A 24397-nucleotide genomic window follows, 5' to 3' on the forward strand; every position below is an offset into this window, starting at 1 on the left:
GGACCGTTGCCGTTGTGACAAGTTCACCATCCGACGCTATGTCGACATGGCAATTTGGCGTGATGCATTCGATCACGAAGCGTGGCACCCGTCGACCCTTCTGGGAAGAGGGCCGGTGCAACGGTGGCTGGTTGTCGCGGGGCGGTTCCTGGGGCGTCCGGCTTCCGGGCACCCGGGAGGCGGGTCTGGGCTGCGGATTTGCCCAAGGGGGAGGACGCGGCACGAAATTGACCGAAAATCGGCGGTGCACGGGAGGGCGCACACGCGCCGGCCGTGCGCCTCCCAGGCTTCATCCGGCCAGTGCCGGGGCGGCCGGACCGGCGCCGCCGCCGCGAGGCTACGGTCCTGTCGTGAACACCGACCGCCGGCTCGAACAGGCCAACGACAACGCCGCCGCCTTCTGGCTCGCCCAAGCCCGTGCGCACGGCTGGCGCTCCCATGTCCGACCGGGCCTCACGGCCGTCCGCTGCGCCCGCACCCCGGACGACTCCCAGCGCTTCGTGGTCACCCGCCCCTACGCCGAACCAGCTGACGTGGAAAAGCAGTTGGCGGATCTGCTGGCCGCGTGGGGGACCATCCGCTTCACCCTGGAGGACCCGTACGGCGGGCTCGACCTGACCCGGTTCGGAGCCGCCCGGATGCCGATCATGCCGGTGATGGCGCGCGAGCCCGGCCCGGTCGAGGGGGCGGCCGCCGAACTGCCCGCCGAGCTACCGGCCGGGCTGCCGGTTGTCGCCCGGGCTCACGGCGGCGGCATCCTGACGGTCGATGAGGCGCTGGACGGCGACACCTTCGCGCTGGTCGAGCGGACCGTCGTGGACGGCTTCCCGCTGCCCGCCCGACAGCCCTGGACCCGCGGCGAGGCGCTCCCGGAAGCGCTGTTGCGCGAGCCGGGCTGCCGGGCCTGGATCGGCCGCGTCGACGGCGTGCCGGCGGGCGCCTGCCTCACCTACGACGACGGCGCCGCAACCGGGGTGTACTGGGTCGCCACCCTCCCTGACCAGCGCGGTCAGGGAGTGGCCGGGGCCGTTCTGCGGACCGCCCTGGCGCATGCCCATCCGCAGCGCCCGGCGACCCTGGTCGCCACCTCGGCCGGCGAACCGCTCTACCGCGCCCTCGGGTTCACCGAGCAGACCCCCACCTGCTGGTGGAACCGCACCTCGTCGGTCGGCTGACCGGCGGGGGCGGGTGCACGGGGCGGGAGCGCGACCCGCCGCGGGCCCGGTTCGGTGGCTGGTTCCGGACCCCCGGCCCGCGGACCGCTCCGGGGCCCGGTGCTACCGGCCGACCGCCCCCGCGGCGGCCACGGTGCCGATCGGGGCGATGGCGAGCGGCGCCCCGGCGGTCGGTGCCGCATTGGCCGGCGTCGCAACGGCCAGCGCCGTCACGGTCGTTGCCGCAGTGACCGGCGCCGCGGCGAACACCGTCCGGGCAGGCCTGGTCCCACCCGCACCACCAGTCCCACCAGCACCTTCGCCCCCACCGGCCGCCGTACGGAGGGGCGTTGGCCGGACCAGCGCGACCGCCCGCTCGACGTTCGCGCCCGGATCCGCCCCGCCGCCCGGACGCGTGCCCTCACCCGCCGCGACCCTCGGCCCGCTCCGCACCCCCGCGCCCTGGAGGCCGTCGGCGATCGCAGCAAACCCGCCTGATCGGTTTCGGACACCGGACCCGACTCCGGACGCCGCTCCGCCCGCTGGGGCGAAGGCCGTCCCGGTGTTCACGGGAGCGGGCGCATTCGGGCCCTCCGGGGCGGTCACCGTCGGACGTACGCCGGTGCGTGCGCCGGTCAGCGCCGTCGCGAGTACCGGTGCCCCGGCCGCCTGGCGCTGGCCCGGATCGCCCGCGCGGACCCCTGGGCGCACGCCCAGTCGCACTTCCGGTCGCACGCCGGGCCGCACGCCAGGCCGGATGTCCGACCGGAGGCTCGACCGGGCCGAGGGTGCGTTGCGCGCGGCCAGCACCAGACCAACGGCCTCCGGCAGGCCGGCCGCCTTCAGCGTGGGCCGGTAGCCGTTCTCCGCCCACGGCCGGCCGTGGTGCAGCCAGACGCTGCGCAGCCCGGCCAGTTCGGCGCCGGCGATGTCCGCGGGCGCGTGGTCCCCGACCATCCAGGTGTGCGCCGTCCAGTCCCCGACCGGTCGGATGCCGCACCGCCGGGCGGCTATCTCGAAGATCAGCGGATCCGGCTTGACGCAGTCGGCCTCCTCCGAGATCACCCAGCCGTCGACCAGTGGCCCCAGTCCGGTCCGCCGGATCTTCTCCAACTGCGGCCGGGTGCCGCCGTTGGAGACGATCCCGAGCGTCCACCCGGCCGCCCGCGCCGCCCGCAGTGCCTCGATGTTCCGGGCCGGGCAGTGGATGTGCGAGTTGATGCCGCGTCGGAAGTGCGCGAGCAGGAACTCGACGGAGGCGTCCAGACCGTAGCGGCGCCGGACGGCGGACAGTACGGTGCTGCGCGGCACGTAGCCGCCGCCGTCGAGGGTGACGAACCAGTCCAGGTCGCCGGGCGGCAGGTGGTGTTCGGACAGGAAGTCCTGCGCCCAGGCCCGGAAAGCGGCGTCCCGGGGGAGCAGCGTGTTGTCGAGGTCGAACAGGAGCAGGGGCATGCCGAGCATGGTGCCAGTGGCCGCGCCTATGCACGTGGCAAATGCCAGACCGCGTCGCGAAGCCGTACGAAGTGGCTGAAAGGGCCCGGACAGCCGATGGACAGGGCGGGCCCGGACGGGTCCGAGAGCAGGTCGGGGCTCGCGGGGCGTGACGATTCGCGACGCCCGGCAACGGATCGTCGCCAATCCATGACAGTCCGGTCACGGTGTCCCACGGGCCTGTTGCGCCGCCCGGTCCGCTCAGTCAAGCTCCTTAGAACCTCCGTTCTGGAGGGGGCGCGATCGCCTGCGGGCAGGGCGCACTGCCACGGCGGGCGCATCCTCCTTTCGCGGGAACAACGTCGCTCCGGGGCTTCGCCGCTGGGCTGGGCCCCGTCCTCGTCGTACTCTGAAAGGAACAGGTCACATACGGTGCTGCGCGGCGCAGACCGACGTCATCCCGTGGGCGGGCCTGTCGCCCGGGCAGCGTTGTCCTCTCCTGTCGGCCCCTCTCCCTTGAAGAGCCGTGAGCCATGGCTGGTTTTGAGTTCTCCCGACCGGTCGAACCGGATGCGTCCCGCAGTGCGGACGCAGGGCCCCAGAGAGACGACGTCCGTACCGACCCCGACCCGGCCGACGGGCAACGCGGTGAGCAGCTCGGCGGGCGCGTCGACGGACAGCTCGACGAGCGTCTCGACGGGCGTGCCGACGGGCGTGCCGACGGACGTCTCGACGGACGTGCTGAGAAGTGCGCCGGCGGTCACGCAACTGACCGGCCTGGTGCGCGCGCCGAAGGCCGTGCCGGCGGTGGCGTTGACGCCGGTGACCGAGCCGAAACCGGCGCCGACCGCGGCGCCGACCCGCGCGTCGAGTCCCCGGGCCGCCTCCGGCCGCTCGGCGAGCGGAGCAGTGAGCGTGCTGGAGAGCGGACCGGTGAACCGGATGACCGGCGCCACGGTGCCGTCGACGCGGCCCGGCCCGCGGTCGCGAGCCCTGAACGGCCCGAACTCCAGGGCCTGGCACGCGCCTTGCGCAGCCTTCGCCGTGGCAGCCTCGCCCGGCGGGACCGCCCGGGGCCGCGCGAGCGACGTGACGGGCGCCCGGCCGACCCGGTGGAGCCACCGGTGACGGGCGGCCGTCACGGCCACGGCCACGGCCCCGGCTCCGAGCGTCCCGGCACGGCCTCCGGCCCGGTCGGTGGGCAGACCGGCCCGTCGGCGGACGAGTCGCCCGGCCGTTCCCTCGACCCGGTGTTCCAGCACGGCGTGGTGGTCGGCTTCGACGGCTCGCTGTCGAGCGAGCGTGCCCTCGCCTACGCCGTCGGCATGGCCCGCCGTTCGCAGTGCGGCCTGGTGATCGTGCACGTCGCCAACCGCCTGCCCGCCACCGTCTGGGCGGGTTGTGAGCCTCCCGTCTTCGTCGATCTCCCGGACCACCGCACGGAGGTCCTGGGGCTTGAACTCGCCTGTGCGGACTTCCTCGCGGGGGTGCCGTGGATCCTGATCGAGCGGGGTGGCGACATCTGCCACGAGATCGAGGAGGTCGGCCGTGAGTACGCCGCCGACGCGATCGTCGTCGGCACGACGCACGGCCTGCTCGGCAAGATCTTCGGCTCGGTCTCCGGGCGGCTGGCGCGGCGGGCCAACCGCCCGGTGATCGTGATCCCCTGAGGCCTCCCGCGAACTCCCGCGGTCGCCTTGCCTGTTGTTCCTAGCGTCCGACCGCTACGACGTGACGCCGAGCTGCCGGGCGATGAGCATGCGCTGGACTTCGGACGTGCCCTCCCCGATCTCGAGAATCTTGCAGTCGCGCCAGAAGCGGGCGACCGGGAACTCGTTCATGAAGCCGTACCCGCCGTGGATCTGGGTCGCCTCGCGGGCGTTGTCGACGGCGGCCTCGGACGAGTACAGCTTCGCGATCGCGGCCTCCTTCTTGAACGGTTCGCCGTGCAGCAGCCGGGAAGCGGCGTCCCGCCAGGCCAGGCGGGAGGTGTGGGCGCGCAGCTCCATGTCGGCGAGCTTGAACTGGATGGCCTGGTTGGCACCGATCGGGCGGCCGAAGGCCCGGCGGGTGCCGGCGTACTTGACGGACTCGTCGACGCAGCCCTGGGCCAGGCCGGTGGCCAGGGCCGCGATCGCGATGCGGCCCTCGTCGAGGATCCGCAGGAACTGGGCGTAGCCTCGGCCACGCTCGCCCAGCAGGTTGGCCGCGGGAACGCGGCAGTCGGTAAAGGACAGTTCGTGGGTGTCGGATGCGTTCCACCCGACCTTCGAGTACTTCTTCGAGACCTGGAACCCCGGGGTCCCGGTGGGCACGATGATGGAGGAGATCTCCCGTACAGGCGAGCGGAATTCGCCTTCTTCACTCGAACGAGCGAGCGGTTCGGTGAGCGCGGTGACGGTGACCAGACCGGTGATGTCCGTGCCGGAGTTGGTGATGAAGCACTTCGTCCCGTTGATGACCCACTCGTCGGTGGTCTCGTCGTACCGCGCGGTGGTGCGGGTGGCCCCCGCGTCCGAGCCGCCCTCCGGCTCGGTGAGGCCGAAGGCGCCGAGGAGTTCGCCGGAGGTCAGCCGGGGCAGCCACTCGCGCTTCTGCTCCTCGGTGCCGAACCGGTAGATCGGCATCGCGCCGAGCGAGACGGCGGCCTCCAGGGTGATCGCCACCGAGGAGTCCACGCGGGCGAGTTCCTCCAGGGCGAGACCGAGGGCGAAGTAGTCGCCGCCCATGCCGCCGTACTCCTCCGGGAAGGGCAGGCCGAACAGGCCCATCCGCCCCATCTCGCGGACGATCTCGTAGGGGAACTCCTCCCGCTCGTAGAACTCGCCGATCTTCGGGGCCACCACGTCCTGGGCGAACTCGGCGACGGTGCGCCGCAGTTCCTCGTACTCGCTGCTGAGCCGGTGGTCGAGCATCTGATCCTCCTGGTGCCCGGCCGGGCTGGCCGCGGGCGTGAGCGGGATGACCGGCGTCCGTCTGACGGTGTGACGGTCGCACGGTGTGGTTGACGGATGAACGCGGACGAACGCGGTGGAAGCGAATGACCGCGGTACCGCGGCGCCGACCGGACCGAACGGGCGGCCGGCACCGGGGAGTCGGGCGGGGCGGGGTCAGCCCCTGGCGGCGCCGAGCAGCGCCTGGACGGTGCGGGAGGGGCTCGGGCGGCCGAGGCGCTCGGCCATCCAGCCGCTGGTCGCGACCAGCGCGCGCAGGTCGACACCGGTCCGGATGCCGAGCCCGTGCAGCATCCACACCAGGTCCTCGGTGGCCAGGTTGCCCGTCGCGCTCTTCGCGTACGGGCAGCCGCCCAGGCCGCCGGCCGAGGCGTCCACCGTGGTGACGCCCTCGCGCAGCGCGGCCAGCGTGTTGCTGAGCGCCTGGCCGTAGGTGTCGTGGAAGTGCACGGCGAGCCGCTCGACCGGCACGCCGGCCTGCGCGAAACCGGTCAGCAGCGCGCCGACCTGGCCGGGGGTGGCCACGCCGATGGTGTCGCCGAGGCTCAGCTCGGCGCAGCCCATCTCCAGCAGTTGGACGCCGTACCGGACTACCTGGTCGATCGGGACGGGCCCCTCCCACGGGTCGCCGAAGCACATCGAGAGGTAGCCGCGGACGGTGATGCCGGCCTCGGTCGCCTGGGTGACGACCGGCCGGAACATCGCCATGGCCTCGTCCGCCGAGCGGTTGAGGTTGCGCCGGGCGAAGGTCTCGGTGGCGCTGGCGAACACCGCGATGTCGGTGGCGTGGTGGGCGAGCGCGCGGTCGAGGCCGCGCTCGTTGGGCACCAGCACCGGCAGCCGCAGACCGGGGTGACGTCCGGGCAGGTCGGCCAGTCGGGGCACCAGCTCCTCGGCGTCGGCGAGCTGGGGTACCCATTTCGGGTGAACGAAGCTCGTCGCCTCGACGGTTCGCAGCCCGGCGGCGGCGAGTCGGCCGATGAATTCGGCCTTGATTTCGACGGGTACCAGGGAGCCCTCGTTCTGCAGCCCGTCGCGCGGCCCGACCTCGTGGATCCGGACCTCCTCCGGCAGCCCGGGGGCGCGCACAGGGTCGGGCAACCCCAGGTCGAGGGCGTCGGGCTCGTGGGTGGCGTTCCCCTGGGCAGTGGTGTCCTGGCTGGTGGGGTCCGGAGCAGTGGGGCCCTGGGCGGCAGTGTCCGGGGTGGTCACGACCGCACCTCCGCGGGCTGGGTGGCCTCGTCGGTCGGGGTGACCACGACCAGCAGGTCCTCCATCGCGACGGTGGCGCCGGCGGTGGCCCGCAGCTCGGCCACCACGCCGTCGTGCGGCGCGGCGATCACGTGTTCCATCTTCATGGCCTCCAGCACGAGCAGGGGCTGGCCCTTGCGGACCGTCTCGCCCGCCGTGGTCTTGACGACCGTGACGGTGCCGGGCATCGGGGCGGTCAGGGCGCCGTGGTGCGCCGCGGCGCCGGCGGCGCTCTCGACGACCGGGTCGTAGGCGTGCATCGGCCAGGCGTCGCCCTCGATGCCGAGCCAGGTCACCGGGCCGGCCGCGAGGCCGGGGGTGGCGTCGGTGGCCAGCGCGAAGACGGTCCGCAGGCCGTCGACGGTCAGGTGCAGCCGATCGGCCGCCAGGGTCGCGCGGGCGCGGTGCACGGGTCCGGCGTCCAGCTGGAGCTCCACCTCGCGGGTGGGTTCGGGGGAATTGTCAGTGGCACCGGTTACGTTGCCCGCAGTGATCGGACGGATGCGCACCGAGACCGGATCCTGGCCGGGGGTACGGAGTCGGTGGGTGGTCCAGGCGGGGGTGCCGCCCAGGCGCCAGCCGGAGGGGAAGGAGAACGGGTCGGTCCAGCCGCCGGGGTCGGCGGCCGGGGTGAGTTCCAGGTGCCGCGCCAACGCGGCCGCGAAGTAGAGGAGGTGGGCAGGTGACGGAGGTTCGGCCGCCGGGGCGTCGCTTCCGGCCGGGGTGGCCGCGTCCGACGGCGCTGCGGTCGACGGTGACGGTGTCGGTGCTGCCGCGTTCGACGGGGAGTGGGGCGCGACGAGCAGGGCCGGCTGTTGCTGGGCCGTCTGTTCCACCAGGCCGGTGTCCAGTCGGCCGGCGACGACGTCGGGGTGGGCGAGCAGTCGGCGCAGGAAGCCGGTGTTGGTGGTGACACCCAGGATGCGGGTGTCGGCCAGCGCGGCGCGGAGCCGGCGCAGCGCGGTCGGGCGGTCGGGCCCGTACGCGATGACCTTGGCGAGCATGGGGTCGTAGGCGCTGGTCACGACGGTTCCGGGGGTGACCCCGGAGTCGACGCGGATGCCCTCGCCCCGGGGCTCGTCCAGGGTGAGGATGCGACCGCCGGTGGGCAGGAAGTCCCGTTCCGGGTCCTCGGCGCAGATGCGGGCCTCGATGGCGTGGCCCAGGAAGGAGATGTCGGACTGGGTGAAGGTGAGCGATTCGCCCGCGGCGACGCGCAGTTGCCACTCGACCAGGTCCAGTCGGGCCGCGTCCGGGCCGACGGCGACGGCGAGTTCGGTGACCGGGTGCTCGACCTGGAGGCGGGTGTTCATCTCCATGAAGAAGAAGTCACGCACCCCGTCGGCGGCGGAGGCGGGGGCGTCCGGGTCGATGCCGGGGACGATGAACTCCACGGTGCCGGCCCCGGTGTAACCGCAGGAGTCGGCGGCCCGGACGGCCGCGGCGCCCATCGCGGCACGGGTCTCGGCATTGAGGAGAACGGAGGGAGCCTCTTCGATCAGTTTCTGGTGGCGGCGCTGGAGGCTGCACTCGCGCTCGCCGAGGTGGACGGTGGTGCCGTGGGCGTCGGCCAGCACCTGCACCTCGATGTGGCGCGGCCGGTCGACCCAGCGCTCCAGCAGCAGGGTGTCGTCGCCGAAGGCGGTCCGGGCGACGCGGCGGGCGGCGGCGATCTCGGTGGGCAGCTCGGCCGGGTCCCGCACCAGGCGCATGCCCTTGCCGCCACCACCGGCGGAGGGCTTGAGCAGGACGGGGTAGCCGATCTCGTCGGCGGCGGCGACGAGGTCCTCGTCGGAGGGCGCGGTGGCCTGGCTGCCGGGCACCACCGGTACGCCGGCGGCCCGGACGGCCTCCTTGGCGTTGATCTTGTCGCCCATCAGCTCGACCGCACCGGGAGGTGGTCCGATGAAGACGAGGCCCGCGTCGGCGCAGGCGCGGGCGAAGCCGGGGTTCTCGGCGAGGAAGCCGTAGCCGGGGTGGACGGCCTGGGCGCCGGTGCGGTGGGCGGCGGCGAGGATCTGGTCGGTGCGCAGGTAGGTCTCGGCCGCCGAGCTGTCGCTGCGGTCGGCCGGGCCGAGCCGGACCGCGACGTCGGCCTCGCGGACGTGCGGTGCGTCGGCGTCCGCGTCGCTGAACACGGCGACCGAGCGGACGCCGAGCCGCCGCAGGGTGCGGATGACCCGCAGCGCGATCTCGCCGCGGTTGGCGACCAGAACTGTGTCGAACATGGGAGGCGTTCCTCCGGGTCGAGGGGAGCCGTAAGAAGGAGGTGGCGGTGGGTGGTCGGGTCGCCGACCCGGGGGGCCGGCGACCCGGGGAGTCACACCCGGAAGGAAGGGGTCATGGACGCAGGGGTGACACGAGGAGGGATCACATGCGGAAGACGCCGTAGGGGGCGGGCGGCGCCAGCGGGGCGTTGGCGCAGGCGGTGAGGGCGAGGCCGACCACGGTGCGGGTGTCCATCGGGTCGATCACGCCGTCGTCCCAGAGCCGGGCGGTGGCGTAGTAGGCGTTGCCCTGGCGCTCGTACTGCTCGCGGACCGGGCGCTTGAAGTCCTCCTCCGCCTCGGCCGGCCACTCCTCGCCGCGCGTTTCCAGCTGGTCGCGGCGGACGGTGGCCAGCACCGAGGCCGCCTGCTCGCCGCCCATCACGGAGATCTTGGCGCCCGGCCACATCCACAGGAAGCGAGGTGAGTAAGCCCGGCCGCACATCGAGTAGTTGCCGGCTCCGTACGAGCCGCCGACCACCACGGTCAGCTTCGGGACCCTGGTGCAGGCGACGGCGTTGACCATCTTGGCGCCGTGCTTGGCGATGCCGCCGGCCTCGTACTGCCGGCCGACCATGAACCCGGTGATGTTCTGCAGGAAGAGGAGGGGGATGCCGCGCTGGTCGCACAGTTCGATGAAGTGGGCGCCCTTGACGGCCGATTCGGAGAACAGCACGCCGTTGTTGGCCACGATGCCGACCGGGTGGCCGTGGATTCGGGCGAACCCGGTGACCAGGGTCGCGCCGTACTCGGCCTTGAACTCGGCGAAGCGGCTGCCGTCAACCAGCCGGGCGATCACCTCGCGCACGTCGTAGGGCGTGCGCGGGTCGACCGGGACGGCACCGTACAGGCCGGCCGGGTCGACTGCCGGGGGCTCGACCGGGGTGAGCGGCCACGGCTTGGCCGCGCGCGGGCCCAGCTCGGACACGATGGTGCGGACGATGGAGAGGGCGTGGGCGTCGTCCTCGGCCAGGTGGTCCGTCACGCCCGAGGTGCGGGAGTGCAGCTCGCCGCCACCCAGCTCCTCGGCGGTGACCACCTCTCCGGTGGCGGCCTTCACCAGTGGCGGTCCGCCCAGGAAGATCGTGCCCTGGTTGCGGACGATCACCGCCTGGTCGCTCATCGCCGGGACGTACGCGCCGCCGGCCGTGCAGGAGCCGAGCACGGCGGCGATCTGCGGGATGCCCGCGGCCGAGAGCCGGGCCTGGTTGTAGAAGATCCGGCCGAAGTGGTCGCGGTCCGGGAAGACCTCGTCCTGCATCGGGAGGAAGGCGCCGCCGGAGTCCACCAGGTAGATGCAGGGGAGGCGGTTCTCCAGCGCGACCTCCTGGGCGCGCAGGTGCTTCTTCACCGTCATCGGGTAGTAGGTGCCGCCCTTGACGGTGGCGTCGTTGGCGACCACCACCACCTCGCGGCCGGCGACCCGGCCGATGCCGGCGATCACCCCGGCCGCGGGCGCCGCGCCGTCGTACATCCCGTCGGCTGCCAGCGGGGCCAGCTCCAGGAAGGGCGAGGCCGGGTCGAGCAGGGTGTCCACCCGGTCGCGGGGGAGGAGCTTGCCGCGCGAAGTGTGCCGGGCGCGCGCCTTGGCACCCCCGCCGAGGGCGGCCGCGTCGAGCTTCGCCCGCAGTTCGGCTACCAGTTCCTGGTGCGCCTCGGTGTTGGCCCGGTAGGCCGCGGAGCCAGGGTCGGCGGAAGTGCTGAGCCGGGGCGCCGGAGCGGCGGCTCCCGGTGCTGCGGCAGCCGGTGCCGCCGGGGCGCCGTTCGCTGCGCTGAGCCGGACACCGGAGGGTGCGCCGGTGGTTGAGATGACCATTCCCAAGAGCTCCCTTGCCCTCGGCAGCAGGTGGCGGGGCCGAGTGCGGTGCGCCCGCGATCCCCACGTTAATTAACGTTAACTTACACGCCCAGGTTAACGGTCGATAACCCGACTGTCTACGATGGACGGCATGCCGAACGTCCCCGCAGCCTCCGCGATCCCACGCCGCGACCAGATCCGCCGGGAGGCCGCGCGACTGTTCGCCGCCCGGGGCTTCCTCGGCGTGGGCGTGGACGAGATCGGCAAGGCCGTCGGCATCAGCGGGCCCGGCCTCTACCGCCACTTCGCCGGCAAGGACGCGATGCTCGCCGATCTGCTGATCGGCATCAGCGAGCGCCTGCTGGAGGAGGGGCGCCGCCGGGCGGGCGGTGGTGACGGCCCGACCGCCGCGCTGGACGCGCTGATCAGCGGCCACGTCGACTTCGCCCTGAACGACCGCGACCTGATCACCCTGCACGATCGTGAGCTGCTGAACCTCAAGGAGGAGGACCGTCGCACCGTCCGTCGGCTCCAGCGTGGCTATGTGGAGCTGTGGGTGGACGTGGTCCGGCAGGCCCACCCGCCGCTCGCCGCCCCCGCTGCCGAGCCGGTGGCGCGAGCCACCGTGCACGCGGTCTTCGGCCTGATCAACTCGACCCCGCACAGCCTCGGCCCGAACCCGGCTCAGGGCGAGCGGGTCGGTCTGCAGCGCGACGGCATGGCCGCACTGCTGCACACCCTCGCCCACGGCGCCTTCGCGGCCGCTGCGGACTCCGCCGTGGAAGCTGTGGAGGCCGTGGAGGCCGTGGAGGCCGTGGAGGCCGTGGAGGCCGTGGAAGCCGTCGAGGTTAACGAGGTCGTCGAGGCCGACGTCGACCCGATGTCCGAGCCTGCCTGAGGCCTGAGCCTGCCCGGGGTCCGGGCCGGCCTGAAGCCTCGGAGCCCCAAGGTCCCAAGGTCCCAAAGCCCCAAGGTCCCGAAGTGCCGAAGTCCGAAGCTGCCCGGTCCGGCACCGTCCGCGGCCCTAGGTCCAAAGGACGGCTCCCGCCCGCCCCGGGCCGCTGGGCGCAGGCCGGGTGGGTCGGCGACTCTTGGGGGGGCAAGGGTCCTTGGGTCGCAGCTGTGTTCGAGCGGGAATCACCGCAGGCCGCAGGCTGTTGGCCAATCCGCCGGACCGGACGATCCGGGCCGCCCCGGAATCAGTCCCGGCCGCCCCTCGCGGCCGGAAAACCATGGCGGCCACCCGATGAAATGGTTAGCATCCCTAAATATGCCCGAGACTCACGGATCCATGGTGGAGCAATCCCCGAGCGGCCCACCGGCCCCCGGCCCCGACCCGGCGACCGCCGTAGGTGGCCCGCAGGCCGCCGACGCACGCCCCGAGCCGGGCGCGACCGCCACCGCGGGCGCGACGGCCACCCCGGGCCCGACCTCCACCCCGGACGCGCCCGCCACTCCGAGCGCGGGTACGGCCGCGCCCGCCGACAGCTGGCTGCGTCGCCTGGGCGGCTACAGCTGGCGGTCCCGCCGCAGCCTGCTGCTCGCGTTCGGCGCCTCGCTGCTCGGCATGGCCGTCACCGCGCTGGTCCCGCTGGTCACCAAGCTGATCATCGATGACGTCATCGTCGCCCACACCCGCTCGCTGACCCCGTGGGCGGTGGCGCTGCTGCTCGCCGCCGTGGTGGTCTTCGGCTGCACCCAGGTCCGTCGCTACTACGGCGGCCAACTGGCCCTCGACGTCCAGCACGACATGCGCAGCGACCTGTTCCGCTCGCTCGGCCGGCTCGACGGTCACCGCCAGGACCGCTTGGACACCGGCCAGGTGGTGGGCCGTGCGACCTCCGACCTCCAGCTGATCAACGGCCTGCTGTCGATGCTGCCGATGATGACCGGCTACCTGCTGATGTTCGTGATGTCGCTGGTCGTGATGGTCTGGCTGTCCCCGCCGCTGACCCTGGTCGCCCTGGTCATGGCCCCAGCGCTGTGGTGGGTCAGCGGGCGCAGCCGCAAGCGCCTGTTCCCGGCCACCTGGGCCGCCCAGCAGGAGGCGGCCGCCGTCGCGGGTGTGGTGGACGGCGCGATCGGCGGCGTCCGGGTGGTCAAGGGCTTCGGCCAGGAGGCGCAGGAGCAGGACAAGCTGGAGCGGGTCTCCCGCAACCTGTTCGCCGCCCGGCTCCGGTCGATACGCCTCAACGCCCGCTACAACCCGGCGATGCAGGCGATCCCGGCCCTCGCCCAGGTCGCGGTGCTGGCCTTCGGCGGCTGGCTGGCCGTCGACGGGCAGGTGTCGCTAGGGACATTCGTCGCCTTCTCCACGTACGTCGCGCAGATGACCGGTCCGGTGCGGATGCTGACCATGGTCATCACGGTCGGCCAGCAGGCCAGGGCGGGCGTCGAGCGCGTCCTGCAGTTGATCGACGAGCGTCCGCTGGTCCAGGAACGACCGGACGCGCGCACCCTGGACCTCACGCACGAGGGCACCGCCGCGGACGGTGGCACAGCCGGCCCCCGTACCCCTGACGTCGCCCTGGAGTTCGACCGGGTCGAGTTCCGCTACGACCCCGAGCACCCGGCCCCCGTCCTGCACGGCCTCAGCCTGAAGCTGGCCCCCGGCGAGACGCTGGCCCTGGTGGGCGCCTCCGGCTCCGGCAAGTCGACGGTGGCCCAGCTGGTGCCCCGCTTCTACGACCCGGCGGCCGGCGCGGTCCGTCTTTACGGCCACGACCTGCGCGACCTCACCCTGGACTCGGTGCGGGCGACGGTCGGCATCGTTCCCGAGGAGAGCTTCCTGTTCTCGGAGTCGGTCCGCACCAACATCGCCTACGGCCGGCCGGACGCCACCGACGAGCAGATCGTCGCCGCTGCGCGCGCCGCCCAGGCCGACGAGTTCGTCCGCGCGCTTCCGGACGGTTACGAGACCAAGGTCGGCGAGCAGGGGCTGACCCTCTCCGGCGGTCAGCGCCAGCGCATCGCCCTGGCCCGGGCGATCCTCACCGATCCCCGGATCCTGCTGTTGGACGACGCCACCTCGGCCGTCGACCCGCAGGTCGAGGCGGAGATCCACGACGCGCTGCGCTCGGTGATGACCGGCCGCACCACCCTGCTGATCGCCCACCGCCGCTCGACCCTCCAACTCGCCGACCGGATCGCCGTCCTGGACCAAGGGCGGCTGCTGGACCTCGGCACCCACGAGGAACTCGAAGCCCGATGTCCCCAGTACCGGGCGCTGATCACCGACCCCGAAGCGGGACGCACCCCCGAAGCCCAGCAAGCCGCCGAATCCGGGTCGGCCGCCGAACCCCAGCCCGTCGTGGAGCCCGCCACCGGCCAGGGCGATCGGCCGGAGCCGCCCGGTGCGCGGCAGCGGACGGAGCAGCCCGGCCGACCGGCCCCCGTGCTCCCCACCCCCGCCCTCGCCAGGGCGGCCCGTGGCGCCGACCCCGAGCTGCTGGACCAGGTCGCCGCCCTCCCGCCGGCCACCGACGCCCCCGCCGTCCCCCGTGCCGAGGCCGAGGCCGGTGACCCCGACTTCAGCCTGGGCCGGCTGCTGCGTCCCTTCCGTGTCCCGCTGCTGATCGCCCTCCTGCTGGTCGCGCTCGACGCGGCGGCCGGGCTGGTGCTGCCGGTGCTGATCCGGCACGGCATCGACGAGGGCGTCCGCAAGGGCCTGATGTCGGGCGTGGCGGTGGCCTCGGTCACCGCGCTCGTGGTCGTGCTGCTGGACTGGCTGGTGCAGAGCGCCGAGAACCGGGTCAGCGGCCGTACCGGCGAGCGGGTGCTGTACACGCTCCGGCTCAAGATCTTCGCCCACCTCAACCGGCTCGGCCTGGACTACTACGAGCGCGAGTTGACCGGCCGGATCATGACCCGGATGACCACCGACCTGGACTCGCTGACGTCCTTCCTGCAGACCGGCATGGTCACCGCGGTGGTCAGCCTGCTGACCTTCGCCGGGATCTTCGCGGCCCTGCTGATCATCGACGCCGGCCTGGCCTTGGTGGTCTTCGCCGTGCTGCCGCTGCTGGTGATCGCCACCCTGGTGTTCCGGAAGAAGTCCAAGGACCAGTACGAGCGCTCCCGCGACCTGATCAGCACGGTCAACGCGGACCTCCAGGAGAACGTGGCCGGCATGCGGATCGTCCAGGCGTTCCGCCGACTGGACACCAACACCGATCGCTTCGTGGCCCGCGGCATCGCCTACCGCGAGGCCCGGGTCCGGGCGCAGTTCTACATATCGCTGTACTTCCCGTTCGTGCAGTTCCTCTCCAGCGTGGCCGCCGCACTGGTGCTGATCGTGGGTGCCGCCCGGGTGGACGCGGGCACGCTGACGGTCGGCGCGCTGGTCGCCTACCTGCTCTACATCGACCTGTTCTTCGCCCCGGTCAACCAGCTGTCCCAGGTGTTCGACGGCTACCAGCAGGCCTCGGTGGGCCTCGGCCGGATCCGTGAGCTGCTGCGCACCCCGACCACCACCGCCGAGTCGGCCGACCCCGTCCCGGTGCCGAAGGGGCTGCGCGGGGAGATCAGCTTCGAGGGCGTCGGCTTCGCCTACAACGGGGGCGCGGACGGCGCGCCCGAGGTGCTGAGCGGCGTCGACCTGCGCATTCCCGCCGGTCAGACGGTGGCACTGGTCGGTGAGACCGGCGCGGGCAAGTCGACGCTGGTCAAGCTGGTCGCGCGGTTCTACGACGCGACCGCGGGCACCGTCCGGGTGGACGGCGTGGACCTCACCCGCTACGACCTGGCCGAGTACCGCCACCGCTTGGGCGTGGTGCCGCAGGAGGCGTACCTGTTCGCGGGTACGGTCCGCGAGGCGATCGCGTACGGGCGTCCGGAGGCCTCGGCGGCCGAGGTGGAGGCGGCGGCCCGGGCGGTCGGTGCGCACGACATGATCGTCCGGCTGTCCGACGGCTACGACCACGAGGTCGCGGGCCGCGGCCGGAACCTCTCGGCGGGTCAGCGCCAGCTGATCGCGCTGGCCCGGGCCGAACTGGTCGACCCGGACATCCTGCTGCTGGACGAGGCCACCGCCGCGCTCGACCTGGCCACCGAGGCCGCCGTCAACCACGCCGCGGACCGGCTCAGCGGGGGCCGCACCACCCTGGTCATCGCCCACCGACTGACCACCGCCGAACGCGCGGACCGGGTGGTCGTGCTGGACCACGGCCGGGTGGTCGAGGACGGCACCCACACCGAACTGCTCGCTCTGGGCGGGACGTACGCCCGGCTCTGGCAGGCGTTCATCGCGGACGGCCACCCGGCCCCGGCTGAGCCGGTCACCACCGGCTGACCCGACCGCCGACCCGACCGCCGGCCCGACTGCCGGTCCGACCGCCGGCCGACCCGAGCCGGCGTACCCGACCGCCCGCGTGCCTGCCCTCCCTCCGGCCGGGGGAGGGCAGGCACGCCGCGCGTCAGGCCGCGATCAGCGAGGCCAGCAGGCCCGAGGCATCGACTCCGCGCGGCAGGTCGCTCACCTGGCCGTCCCCGACCTCCACCACTCGCCAGCCGGAGCCGTCGGCCCGGCGGGCGAGGTCGGTGGTGACGAAGCGGCAGCCGAGTCTTCGCACCAGCGCCGGGACGTCGGTGAGGTCGGGCTCGACGCGCTGGTGCGGGGCGTCCGGGTGCGGCCCGACCAGGATCGGCCGGCCGTCCAGCCACCACACCCGGGCCTCCACGGCCCGTCCGTCGCCGCCCGCGACGGCTGCGGGCGGGGTGGCGTTCCGGTTCGGTCCGTCGGCGCGCTCGAACTCCTCGTACCGCCGCAGCACCACCCCGCCGGCCAGGAACTCGCCCTGCAGTTCGACGAACCGCCCGACCACCCGGCCGACGGTCGCGAGGTCCGCCAACTCCGGTACGTAGCAGGCCTCGTGCCACTCGTGCTTGCGTGACTTCACGTAGTCCTTGACGATCGCCGGCCCGCTGCCGCCGAGCCGGGCCACGGCCTCGGCCAGTTCCGTCGGGGTGGGCGCCGCCGTCCCGTCGGACGGGATCCACACGCTGGGCGGGGTCGCCCCGTCGAACACCCCGTACCAGCCGGGGAGTTCATGCGCCGCCGCGTATCCGGGCGGGCTGGTCAGCAGGTTGCCGCCGCGGGCGGTGAGCGCGGCGGCGAACTCGGCGTACCGGCTGGAGGGGAGCATCCAGCCCCGGTACCAGAGCGGGCCGCCGCCCCGGGGCACCCGCCGGACGGCCTCCTCGGCGTGTCCGGCGAGCAGCGCGTCGTGGTCGACCAGATGGTGCTCGCCGCCCAACTCCCTGAGCAGCCGGGCCTCCCAGGTGAAGTGCGGATCAGGCCGGCGCGGGTTGAGCGGATCGGCGGGGAAGATGATCGAGGGTACGGGCATGGCGGTCAGGGTAAGGCCGGCGGGCCGCCCGCAGCTGCGGTCCGGCGGTGGTCCGCCACCGGTGACCGGACCAACTGGGCGACGGCGGCGGTGAATCCGGTCGACGGCCGGTCCCGGCGCTGTCAGAGTGTCCCGATGCGAAGACTGCTACGACCACGTACCCGCGTACCCCGCCGGGCCGCCCGCACGGTGGTCCTGGACGGGAACGGCTCGGTGTTCCTGCTCCGTTCGGACAACGACGAGGTCGGCGTCCACTGGACCATGCCCGGCGGCGGACTGGAACCGGGTGAGACCCCGCTGATCGGCGCCCGGCGTGAGCTGTGGGAGGAGACCGGCTGGACCGACCTCGAACCGGGCCCGCTGCTCTGCACCTGGGAGCACGACTTCACCTGGCACGGCACCCCGGTCCGCCAGCACGAGCACATCTTCCTCACCAGCGGACCGCACCGCGGACCGGTCGGTGACGTCAGCGCGGTGCACGCCCAGGACCGGATCCTCGACTGGCGCTGGTGGACCGAGGCCGACCTCGCCGACGAGCACGCCGACGCGCTCTGGCCGCCCCGACTACCGGAGTTGCTGGAATCCGTCCGGGCGGGCTGGGCGGTCGACGGGCGCCCTCCGGTGCCCGTCGACCTCGGCTACGTCCCGAACGCCCGCCGACGGCCCTGACCGCGAGCGGCCGACGGCTCCAACCGCTCTAACCGCGCCCGCCGCCGCGGCGGGGCGTCCGGCCGTTCGGCCCGCTCTGCCCGCTCTGCCTGGGCGGGCCGGGCTCCCAGCCGTGCAGGTCCAGCTCCCGGTCGTGCAGGGCCCAGGGGTTCATCCGCACCGTCAGCTGGGCGTCGGCCAGTTGCCCGACGGCGAGCCCGGTCTCGGTGACCAGCTGTTCGGTCGACACCGAGACGGCGATGGCGGGACGCCAGGACGGCAGCACGACCAGGCTGGTGCCGCGCCCGACCCTGATCGGTTCGGCCGCCACCCGGACTGGCGTCCGTTCCTCGGGGCGGCCGAGGGCCTCCGGCTGGACCGGGCTGCCGCCGATCAGGATGCCGAGCGGTGCTTCACCCCAGGACGTGTCGGGCCCGGACGGGCCGGGCCACGACGTGTCGGGCCGGGGCATTCCTGGCCATGACGTATCGGTCCGGGACGCGCCGGCCCATGCCGTGCCGCCCCCGTACTCCGGGGCGACGGCCGGGCTCTCCGGCCCGGTCCAGGCGTCCGCCAAGAGCGCGCGCTCGGCGGACGCCCCCGTTGCACCGGTCGGTTCACCCACCCTCCCGGCACCCTGCGGCCGCACCCCGGTCGGGTCGGTCGCGGCCGTCTCCCGTGCGGTCGCCTCCTGCCCGGTCAGGTCGGTCCGGTCGGTCTGGGGGTGCATCCGGCGCAGTCGGCGGGAGGGTGACGGCCGCCGCGAGGCGAGGCTCCGGATCTCCTCGCGCGTCGAACGCGGCGCCGGTGCGGGCCGGTTGGCCTCCGACGGCGTCGCCGCCTGCTGGAGCCGGAGGAACCCCGACCCGGCCTGCTCGACGGGAGCGCTCCCGGTCAGGACCGGGGCCTGCTCCGCGGTCTCGCCGAGCAGCGCCCGCACCTCCTCCACCGGCCGCCGGCACGAGGCCGCCAGTTCGGCGAGCGAGCGCCCCTCCGCGCGCCCGGTCCGCAGCCGCTCGGCGAGCGCCGCGCGGAGCCCGGCGGCCGTCGCGTCGCCGTCGGCGTGGCGGAGCTGCGCCTCGACGTCCTCCGGGGTGCGCGGCTGCGGCACCGAGTCGTGGCGGGCCTGAGTGCCTTCGGTCGCCGTCGCGAGGGAGCAGACCGGCACCGCCGGGGCGGGCGGTCCGGGTGGTCCCGCCGGGGCGGGCGGCCCGTCGGCCGTGGCCGGAGTACTGGCGCCACCCGTGGGCGGGGTACCGGCGCCACCCGCGGCCGGTCCGGGCAGGTCGGGGTCGGTGGAGGCGGGGTCGGGGTCGGGGTAGGGGGAGATGAGGTCGGTGGAGGTGGGGTGGAGCGAGGTCATCGGCGGGCCCTTCGGGGGACGGTCCCGATGATCCTCCCGCACCGCGCGACCAGCTCCAAGCGTCATTCCCGGGCGTGTGCGCGCGAGTACGGAGTGATCGCCGGAGGGCCGGCGGCGCTCCCTGTCAGGCGTATCGGCTCAACTGCCGGGCGCGACGAAGCCCTTGAGGTCGGCGAGCACCGCGTTGGCCGCCATGACGCCGAGCCCGAGGAACCAGGTCTCGTCCGAAACCGGCCGGGCCTGACCGGACTTGACCGCGCCGAGCGTCTTCCAGAGTGCGCCCCCGAGTACCGCGTCCTGGTTGGTCGAGCTGGGGCTCCCGTACACGCCGTAGAAGATCCAGTCGGCGTCGGCCTTGTCGATCTGCTCCGGGCTGACCTCCACCGCGAGTTCCTTGACCTGCTCGATCGCGGGCTGCGGCAGCGGCACGTCGGTGAGGATGGTGCCGATGAAGGAGAGTTCGGCGTAGAGCCGGGTTCGGCCCGGCATGAAGCGCAGCGGGGTGATGGTGGGCCGCTTGCCGCCGAGACCGGCGCCGATCGCGGTGGCGGCCGTCTGGTAGGCGTCGAGCTGCGCCTTGGCCTCGGCCTGCAGGCCGAAGGGGCTGGCGTTGAGCAGGAAGTTCTGCTTCCAGGGGTAGCCGGGGCGCAGCGAGAAGACGGTCGGCGCGATCTTCGACAGCTGGGCGTACTGGTCCTGGGCGCGCAGCTGGCTGCCGAGGATCAGATCGGGCTTGAGCGCGGCGATCGCCTCCAGGTTGAGGCTGTTGATGGTGCCGACGGCGGCCGGGTTGCCGGCCTTGTCCTTCAGGTAGGACGGCAGAGACTTGGAGCCGTCGGTGTGCACGACGCCGACCGGCTGGATGCCGAGCGCGACGACGTTGTCGAGTTCGCCGGTGTCCAGCACCACGACCCGGGTGGGCTTGGCCGGGATGACGGTCTCGCCCATGGCGTGCTTGACGGTGCGCGGGTAGACGCCGGGGGCGGCGTCGGTGCCGAAGTCCTTCATCTTCTCGATGACGGTGGCGTAGTCGTCGCCGCCCTGCTTGACCGACTTCTGGTCGGGCGAGCCGCCGCCCGGCTTCGTGGTACCGCCGCCGCTGCTTCCGGAGCCGCCCGAGCTGCCACAGGCACTGAGGAGCCCGCCGAGGCCGAGCACGGCGGCGCCGGTCACCCCGGCGGTGAGGAAGCGGCGGCGGGTGGGGGGTCGGCGGGTAGGGGTCTGGCGGGCGGGGGTCGGGCCGTCGGAGTCGGGGGCCACGCGACGCTCCTTCACGGGTCGGGATCAAGCGAGTCAAAGTTAGGTGAGGCAAACCTATCTTGTCGCCTCGACACCCTCCGTGCGGGGGTGTTCGCCGAGGAGCCGAAAGTCATCGCACGTGCCTGAAAACACCAATAGTTGGCGACATCCATCCCCCTGGTGGCGGAGGACTGACGCTATCTTGGAGCCATGAAGCGCTTCGTGGGCCTGTGCTGGTGGCCGTCCTAGGACGGCCACCACACTCGCCTGACCAGGGCCGTCCGGGATGGACGGCCCTGTCGCGTTTCCCCACGGGACGGGCCGCGCGCCCCGGACGGCCGCCACCACCGCCGTACCGAGGGAGAAACCCGATGACCGCCACCACCTCCGCCCCGACCGCCACCACGTCCTGCTCGACCGTCGGCTCCGACGCGACCGCCGCCGTGCTGACGGCCGCCGACCTGGTCGCCGACCCCGGCGCCCACCGCGTCCTCACCGGAGACCGCCCCACCGGCCCGCTGCACCTCGGCCACTACTTCGGCACCCTGCGCAACCGGGTCCGGCTCCAGGACCGGGGCGTCGAGATGTTCGTCCTGGTCGCCGACTACCAGGTCATCACCGACCGCGACGTCGCCGACCGGCTCGCCGAGCACACCGAGAATCTCGTCCTCGACTACCTCGCCGCCGGCCTCGACCCCGACCGGGCCACGATCTTCGCCCACAGCGCCGTCCCCGCCCTCAACCAGCTGCTGCTGCCCTTCCTCAGCCTGGTGAGCGTCGCCGAACTGAGCCGCAACCCCACCGTCAAGGACGAGATCGCCCATTCCAGCCAGGCCGCCGTCAACGGACTGATGTTCACCTATCCCGTGCACCAGGCCGCCGACATCCTGTTCTGCAAGGCCGACCTCGTCCCGGTCGGCCAGGACCAGCTGCCCCACCTCGAAGTCGCCCGCACCGTCGCCCGCCGCTTCAACGAGCGCTATCCGCACGCCGACGGCAGCGCCGTCTTCCCCCGCCCCCGGGCGCTGCTCTCCGACGCCCCGATGCTGCTCGGTACCGACGGCGGCAAGATGAGCAAGAGCCGCGGCAACGCCGTCCCCCTCGGCACCGACGAGGACGAGACCGCCCGGATCATCCGCGGCGCGAAGACCGACGCCGACCGCCGCATCACCTACGACCCGGTCGCCCGCCCCGAGGTCTCCGGCCTCGTCCTGCTCGCCGGGCTCTGCCAGGGCCGCGCCCCGGAGGCGATCGCCGAGGAGATCGGCGACGGCGGCGCGGCCGCCCTCAAGCGCACCGTCATCGAGTCCGTCAACGAGCACCTCCGCCCGCTGCGCGCCCGCCGCGCCGACCTCGCCGCCGACCGCGGCCACCTGCGCCAGGTCCTGCGTACCGGCGCGGAGCGGGCCAACGCCATCGCCGACGCCACCCTCGCCGAGGTGCGGGAGGTGATGGGCGCGTTCTGAAGGGCCATCAACCCGTACGGCACCGGCGCGGTCCGCCCGTCCACGGACATCGGCCGGTCGGGTGGCGGGCATATCGTCACCGGGCGGCCTCGACCACACCCCGAGGCCGCCCACCGCCCCGCCCCTTCCCCGAAAGGCCCGGTCCATGGACCAGCAACCCACCACGCCCGGCCAGGGACTGACCCGCCCGCCGCAACTGCGCCCCGGCGACCACATCGCCGTCGTCGCTCCCAGCGGCCCGATCGACCCCGCGCGGCTCACCGCCGGCTGCGCACTCCTCCGCTCCTGGGGCCTGCGCGTCACCGTCGCCCCGCACGTCCTCGACACCCACCCCACCCTCGGCTACCTGGCCGGCACCGACGCCGACCGTGTCGCCGACATCCAGGAGGCCTGGCTCGACCCCGCCGTCGACGCCGTCATCTGCGCCCGCGGCGGCTACGGCGTCCACCGGATCGTCGACCTGCTCGACTGGGCCGCGATGCGCGCCGCCCGCCCCAAGCCCTTCATCGGCTTCAGTGACGTCAGTTCCCTGCACGAGGCCTTCGCCCAGCGCCTCGGCCTCGCCACCCTCTACGGGCCGATGGCCGCCGCCTCCTCCTTCATCGAGGACGGGCCCACCGCCGAACACCTGCGCCGGACCCTCTTCGACCCCGCTGCCACCACCGTCCTCACCTCACCCACCGCCGGCGCGCTCGTCCCCGGCCGCGCCCACGGCGTCACCGCCGGAGGGTGCGTCCACGTCCTCGCGGCAGAGCGCGGCACCCCTGCCGCCCGCCCCTCCTACGCGGGCAGCATCCTGGTCCTCGAGGACGTGAACGAGCACCCGTACCAGCTGGACCGCCTGCTCACCCAGTTCCTGCGCTCCGGCGCCCTCGACGGGGTGGCCGGCATAGCCCTCGGCTCCTGGGAGGGATGTGGCCGTCCCGAGCGGGTCCGGGACGTGATGCTCGACCGCCTCGGGGGGCTCGGCGTGCCCGTGCTCTGGGAACTGGGCTTCGGCCACTGCCCTTCCACCCTGACCGTTCCGCTCGGCGTCGCTGCGGTACTCGACGCGGACGCCGGCACCCTCACCCTGGACCGGCCCGCGCTCGTCCCCGTTACCGTCCACGCCTGAGCCCACGCCTGAGCCTGCGGTGCCTGTGCAGGAGCCCGCCGTCGGGCCCGGGCCAGTGAGTAGGGTGCGGCCATGAACGAGGACCGCCTCATCGCCCTTGCCCTCGGACTCCTCCGCGGCCCGGGCAGCAACGCCCGTACGATCCTCGGACTTGTCGGCCCGCCCGGGGCCGGCAAGTCCACCCTCGCCCGCCACCTGGTCGCCGCGGTCGAACGCGTCGAAGGCCCCGGCACCGCCGCCTACCTCCCGCTCGACGGCTTCCACCTCTCGGCCGCCCAGCTCGACCGCCTCGGACTGACCCACCGCAAGGGCGCCCCGGCCACCTTCGACGCCCACGGCTACCTCGCCCTGCTCCGGCGGGTCGCCGCCGACCGCTTCCAGGACATCTACGTCCCCGACTTCGACCGCACCCTGGACGAACCGGTCGCCGCCCGCCACGTCGTCCGCCCGCACACCCGCCTGGTCATCACCGAGGGCAACTACCTAGCCGCCACCGACGCCCCCTGGCCGGACGCCCGTCGGCTGCTGCGCGAACTCTGGTACGTCGACACCGACGACACCGTCCGCGAGGAGCGCCTGCTCCGCCGCCACCGCGACGGCGGCCGCGACGAGGCCACCGCACTGCGCTGGGTCACCGGCAACGACCACCCCAACGGCGAGTACGTGAAGCAGGGCCGTGCCCTCTGCACCCGGACCGTCCCCGGGACGGGTTTGCCCCAGGCGCCCGAGAGGGGTAGTGTTTCCTAGTCGCTCGGCAGGGAGCACCGGACACGCATCGGCGCGGACGGTCCCGGAGCGGCCAATCCCTTGAAACACCACTTCCGGTTCGTGCCGGTCGTTTCGCTTTTCGCGTTGCGGCCTGGTGCTTATTCGGCGTGCGCTTTTTATCGGATTGCGGCTGGATTCGCTTTTCGGAGCAGGGATCGGCTAGAGTTTGAAACGTCGGACAGGGCGTCAAGCCCCGGAAGACACCGGCGAGTTGGATGAACGAAGCCCCGGAAACGGAGCGGAAAACATCTGATAAGCTGGAAACACGAAAGAACGAAGCGCCCGGAGAGCCCGCTGGAAGGCGGTCCGAAGGAAGCGTCCGTTCCTTGAGAACTCAACAGCGTGCCAAAAGTCAACGCCAGATATGTTGACATCCCCGGCCTCGATCGCTTGATCGGGGTTGGAGATTCCTTTTGAAACAAACACTAGCGAGGACGCAGTGCGCGGGGCCGCCTTATTCCGGTGGTTGCCGTGCCGCTCAACGCGGGTGTTGACCGGCTCTGCTTGATTGTGGGGCCGAGTAGACATTCACGGAGAGTTTGATCCTGGCTCAGGACGAACGCTGGCGGCGTGCTTAACACATGCAAGTCGAAC

General features: G+C 73.2%; 16 protein-coding genes, 1 rRNA gene and 1 pseudogene. 9 read left to right on the top strand and 9 right to left on the bottom strand.

The genetic code is table 11. The features are described from left to right. Positions 1-350 precede the first annotated feature (350 nt). Entirely contained in the window at positions 351-1175 is an 825-nt protein-coding gene (locus ACFWIS_RS33220; RefSeq protein WP_380459795.1) for a GNAT family N-acetyltransferase, read from the top strand. A 102-nt stretch (positions 1176-1277) separates the two neighbouring features. On the opposite strand, the gene ACFWIS_RS33225 is transcribed toward ACFWIS_RS33220, so the two are convergent. Next, positions 1278-2609 (bottom strand): HAD family hydrolase, encoded by a 1332-nt coding sequence (locus ACFWIS_RS33225; RefSeq protein WP_380459797.1) that lies wholly within the window; start codon positions 2607-2609, stop codon positions 1278-1280. 434 nt (positions 2610-3043) lie between these two features. After that, positions 3044-3742, bottom strand: a complete 699-nt coding sequence (locus ACFWIS_RS33230; RefSeq protein ID WP_380459799.1) for a hypothetical protein — start codon at positions 3740-3742, stop codon at positions 3044-3046. 81 nt (positions 3743-3823) lie between these two features. Here ACFWIS_RS33230 and ACFWIS_RS33235 point away from each other — a divergent pair. After that, a pseudogene (locus ACFWIS_RS33235) lies at positions 3824-4258 on the top strand (universal stress protein); the annotation flags it as partial. A gap of 54 nt (positions 4259-4312) precedes the next feature. Here ACFWIS_RS33235 and ACFWIS_RS33240 read toward each other — a convergent pair. The 4 genes from ACFWIS_RS33240 to ACFWIS_RS33255 form a co-directional block, all read right to left on the bottom strand. Further along, positions 4313-5503, bottom strand: coding sequence for an acyl-CoA dehydrogenase family protein (locus ACFWIS_RS33240; protein WP_380459801.1), 1191 nt, complete (start codon positions 5501-5503; stop codon positions 4313-4315). A 195-nt stretch (positions 5504-5698) separates the two neighbouring features. Further along, entirely contained in the window at positions 5699-6649 is a 951-nt protein-coding gene (locus ACFWIS_RS33245; RefSeq protein ID WP_380459824.1) for a hydroxymethylglutaryl-CoA lyase, read from the bottom strand. 101 nt (positions 6650-6750) lie between these two features. Next, a complete protein-coding gene (locus tag ACFWIS_RS33250) occupies positions 6751-9021 on the bottom strand; it encodes a biotin carboxylase N-terminal domain-containing protein (protein WP_380459803.1) in 2271 nt (756 codons plus the stop codon). 142 nt (positions 9022-9163) lie between these two features. Next, a complete protein-coding gene (locus tag ACFWIS_RS33255) occupies positions 9164-10876 on the bottom strand; it encodes a carboxyl transferase domain-containing protein (RefSeq protein WP_380459805.1) in 1713 nt (570 codons plus the stop codon). 133 nt (positions 10877-11009) lie between these two features. Here ACFWIS_RS33255 and ACFWIS_RS33260 point away from each other — a divergent pair, with 133 nt between their 5' ends. Next, positions 11010-11756 (top strand): TetR/AcrR family transcriptional regulator, encoded by a 747-nt coding sequence (locus ACFWIS_RS33260; protein WP_380459807.1) that lies wholly within the window; start codon positions 11010-11012, stop codon positions 11754-11756. Positions 11757-12128: 372 nt separating this feature from the next. Continuing rightward, positions 12129-16148 (top strand): ABC transporter transmembrane domain-containing protein, encoded by a 4020-nt coding sequence (locus ACFWIS_RS33265; RefSeq protein ID WP_380459809.1) that lies wholly within the window; start codon positions 12129-12131, stop codon positions 16146-16148. A gap of 124 nt (positions 16149-16272) precedes the next feature. Here the strand turns inward: ACFWIS_RS33265 and ACFWIS_RS33270 are convergent, their stop codons facing one another. Next, the gene (locus tag ACFWIS_RS33270) at positions 16273-17205 is read right to left on the bottom strand and encodes an ATP-grasp domain-containing protein (protein ID WP_380459811.1); all 933 of its coding nucleotides are present in this window, start codon (positions 17203-17205) and stop codon (positions 16273-16275) included. A 135-nt stretch (positions 17206-17340) separates the two neighbouring features. On the opposite strand from ACFWIS_RS33270, the gene ACFWIS_RS33275 reads away from it, so the two are divergent. Then, positions 17341-17874, top strand: coding sequence for an NUDIX hydrolase (locus ACFWIS_RS33275; RefSeq protein ID WP_380459813.1), 534 nt, complete (start codon positions 17341-17343; stop codon positions 17872-17874). A 28-nt stretch (positions 17875-17902) separates the two neighbouring features. On the opposite strand, the gene ACFWIS_RS33280 is transcribed toward ACFWIS_RS33275, so the two are convergent. Both ACFWIS_RS33280 and ACFWIS_RS33285 read right to left on the bottom strand, forming a co-directional pair. After that, positions 17903-19216 (bottom strand): hypothetical protein, encoded by a 1314-nt coding sequence (locus ACFWIS_RS33280; protein WP_380459815.1) that lies wholly within the window; start codon positions 19214-19216, stop codon positions 17903-17905. A gap of 138 nt (positions 19217-19354) precedes the next feature. Then, positions 19355-20476, bottom strand: a complete 1122-nt coding sequence (locus ACFWIS_RS33285) for an ABC transporter substrate-binding protein (RefSeq protein ID WP_380459817.1) — start codon at positions 20474-20476, stop codon at positions 19355-19357. Between the two features lie 350 nt (positions 20477-20826). On the opposite strand from ACFWIS_RS33285, the gene trpS reads away from it, so the two are divergent. The 4 genes from trpS to ACFWIS_RS33305 all read left to right on the top strand — a co-directional run. Next, positions 20827-21921, top strand: a complete 1095-nt coding sequence (gene trpS / locus ACFWIS_RS33290; RefSeq protein ID WP_380459819.1) for a tryptophan--tRNA ligase — start codon at positions 20827-20829, stop codon at positions 21919-21921. Positions 21922-22066: 145 nt separating this feature from the next. Next, on the top strand, positions 22067-23035 hold the full coding sequence (locus ACFWIS_RS33295; RefSeq protein ID WP_380459821.1) for an LD-carboxypeptidase: 969 nt from the start codon (positions 22067-22069) through the stop codon (positions 23033-23035). Positions 23036-23107: 72 nt separating this feature from the next. Continuing rightward, positions 23108-23782, top strand: a complete 675-nt coding sequence (locus ACFWIS_RS33300; RefSeq protein ID WP_380459822.1) for a nucleoside/nucleotide kinase family protein — start codon at positions 23108-23110, stop codon at positions 23780-23782. 548 nt (positions 23783-24330) lie between these two features. Further along, positions 24331-24397 (top strand): 16S ribosomal RNA (locus ACFWIS_RS33305); the annotation flags it as partial.

The organism is Kitasatospora sp. NPDC127060, assembly GCF_042724935.1.
Lineage (GTDB): Bacteria > Actinomycetota > Actinomycetes > Streptomycetales > Streptomycetaceae > Kitasatospora.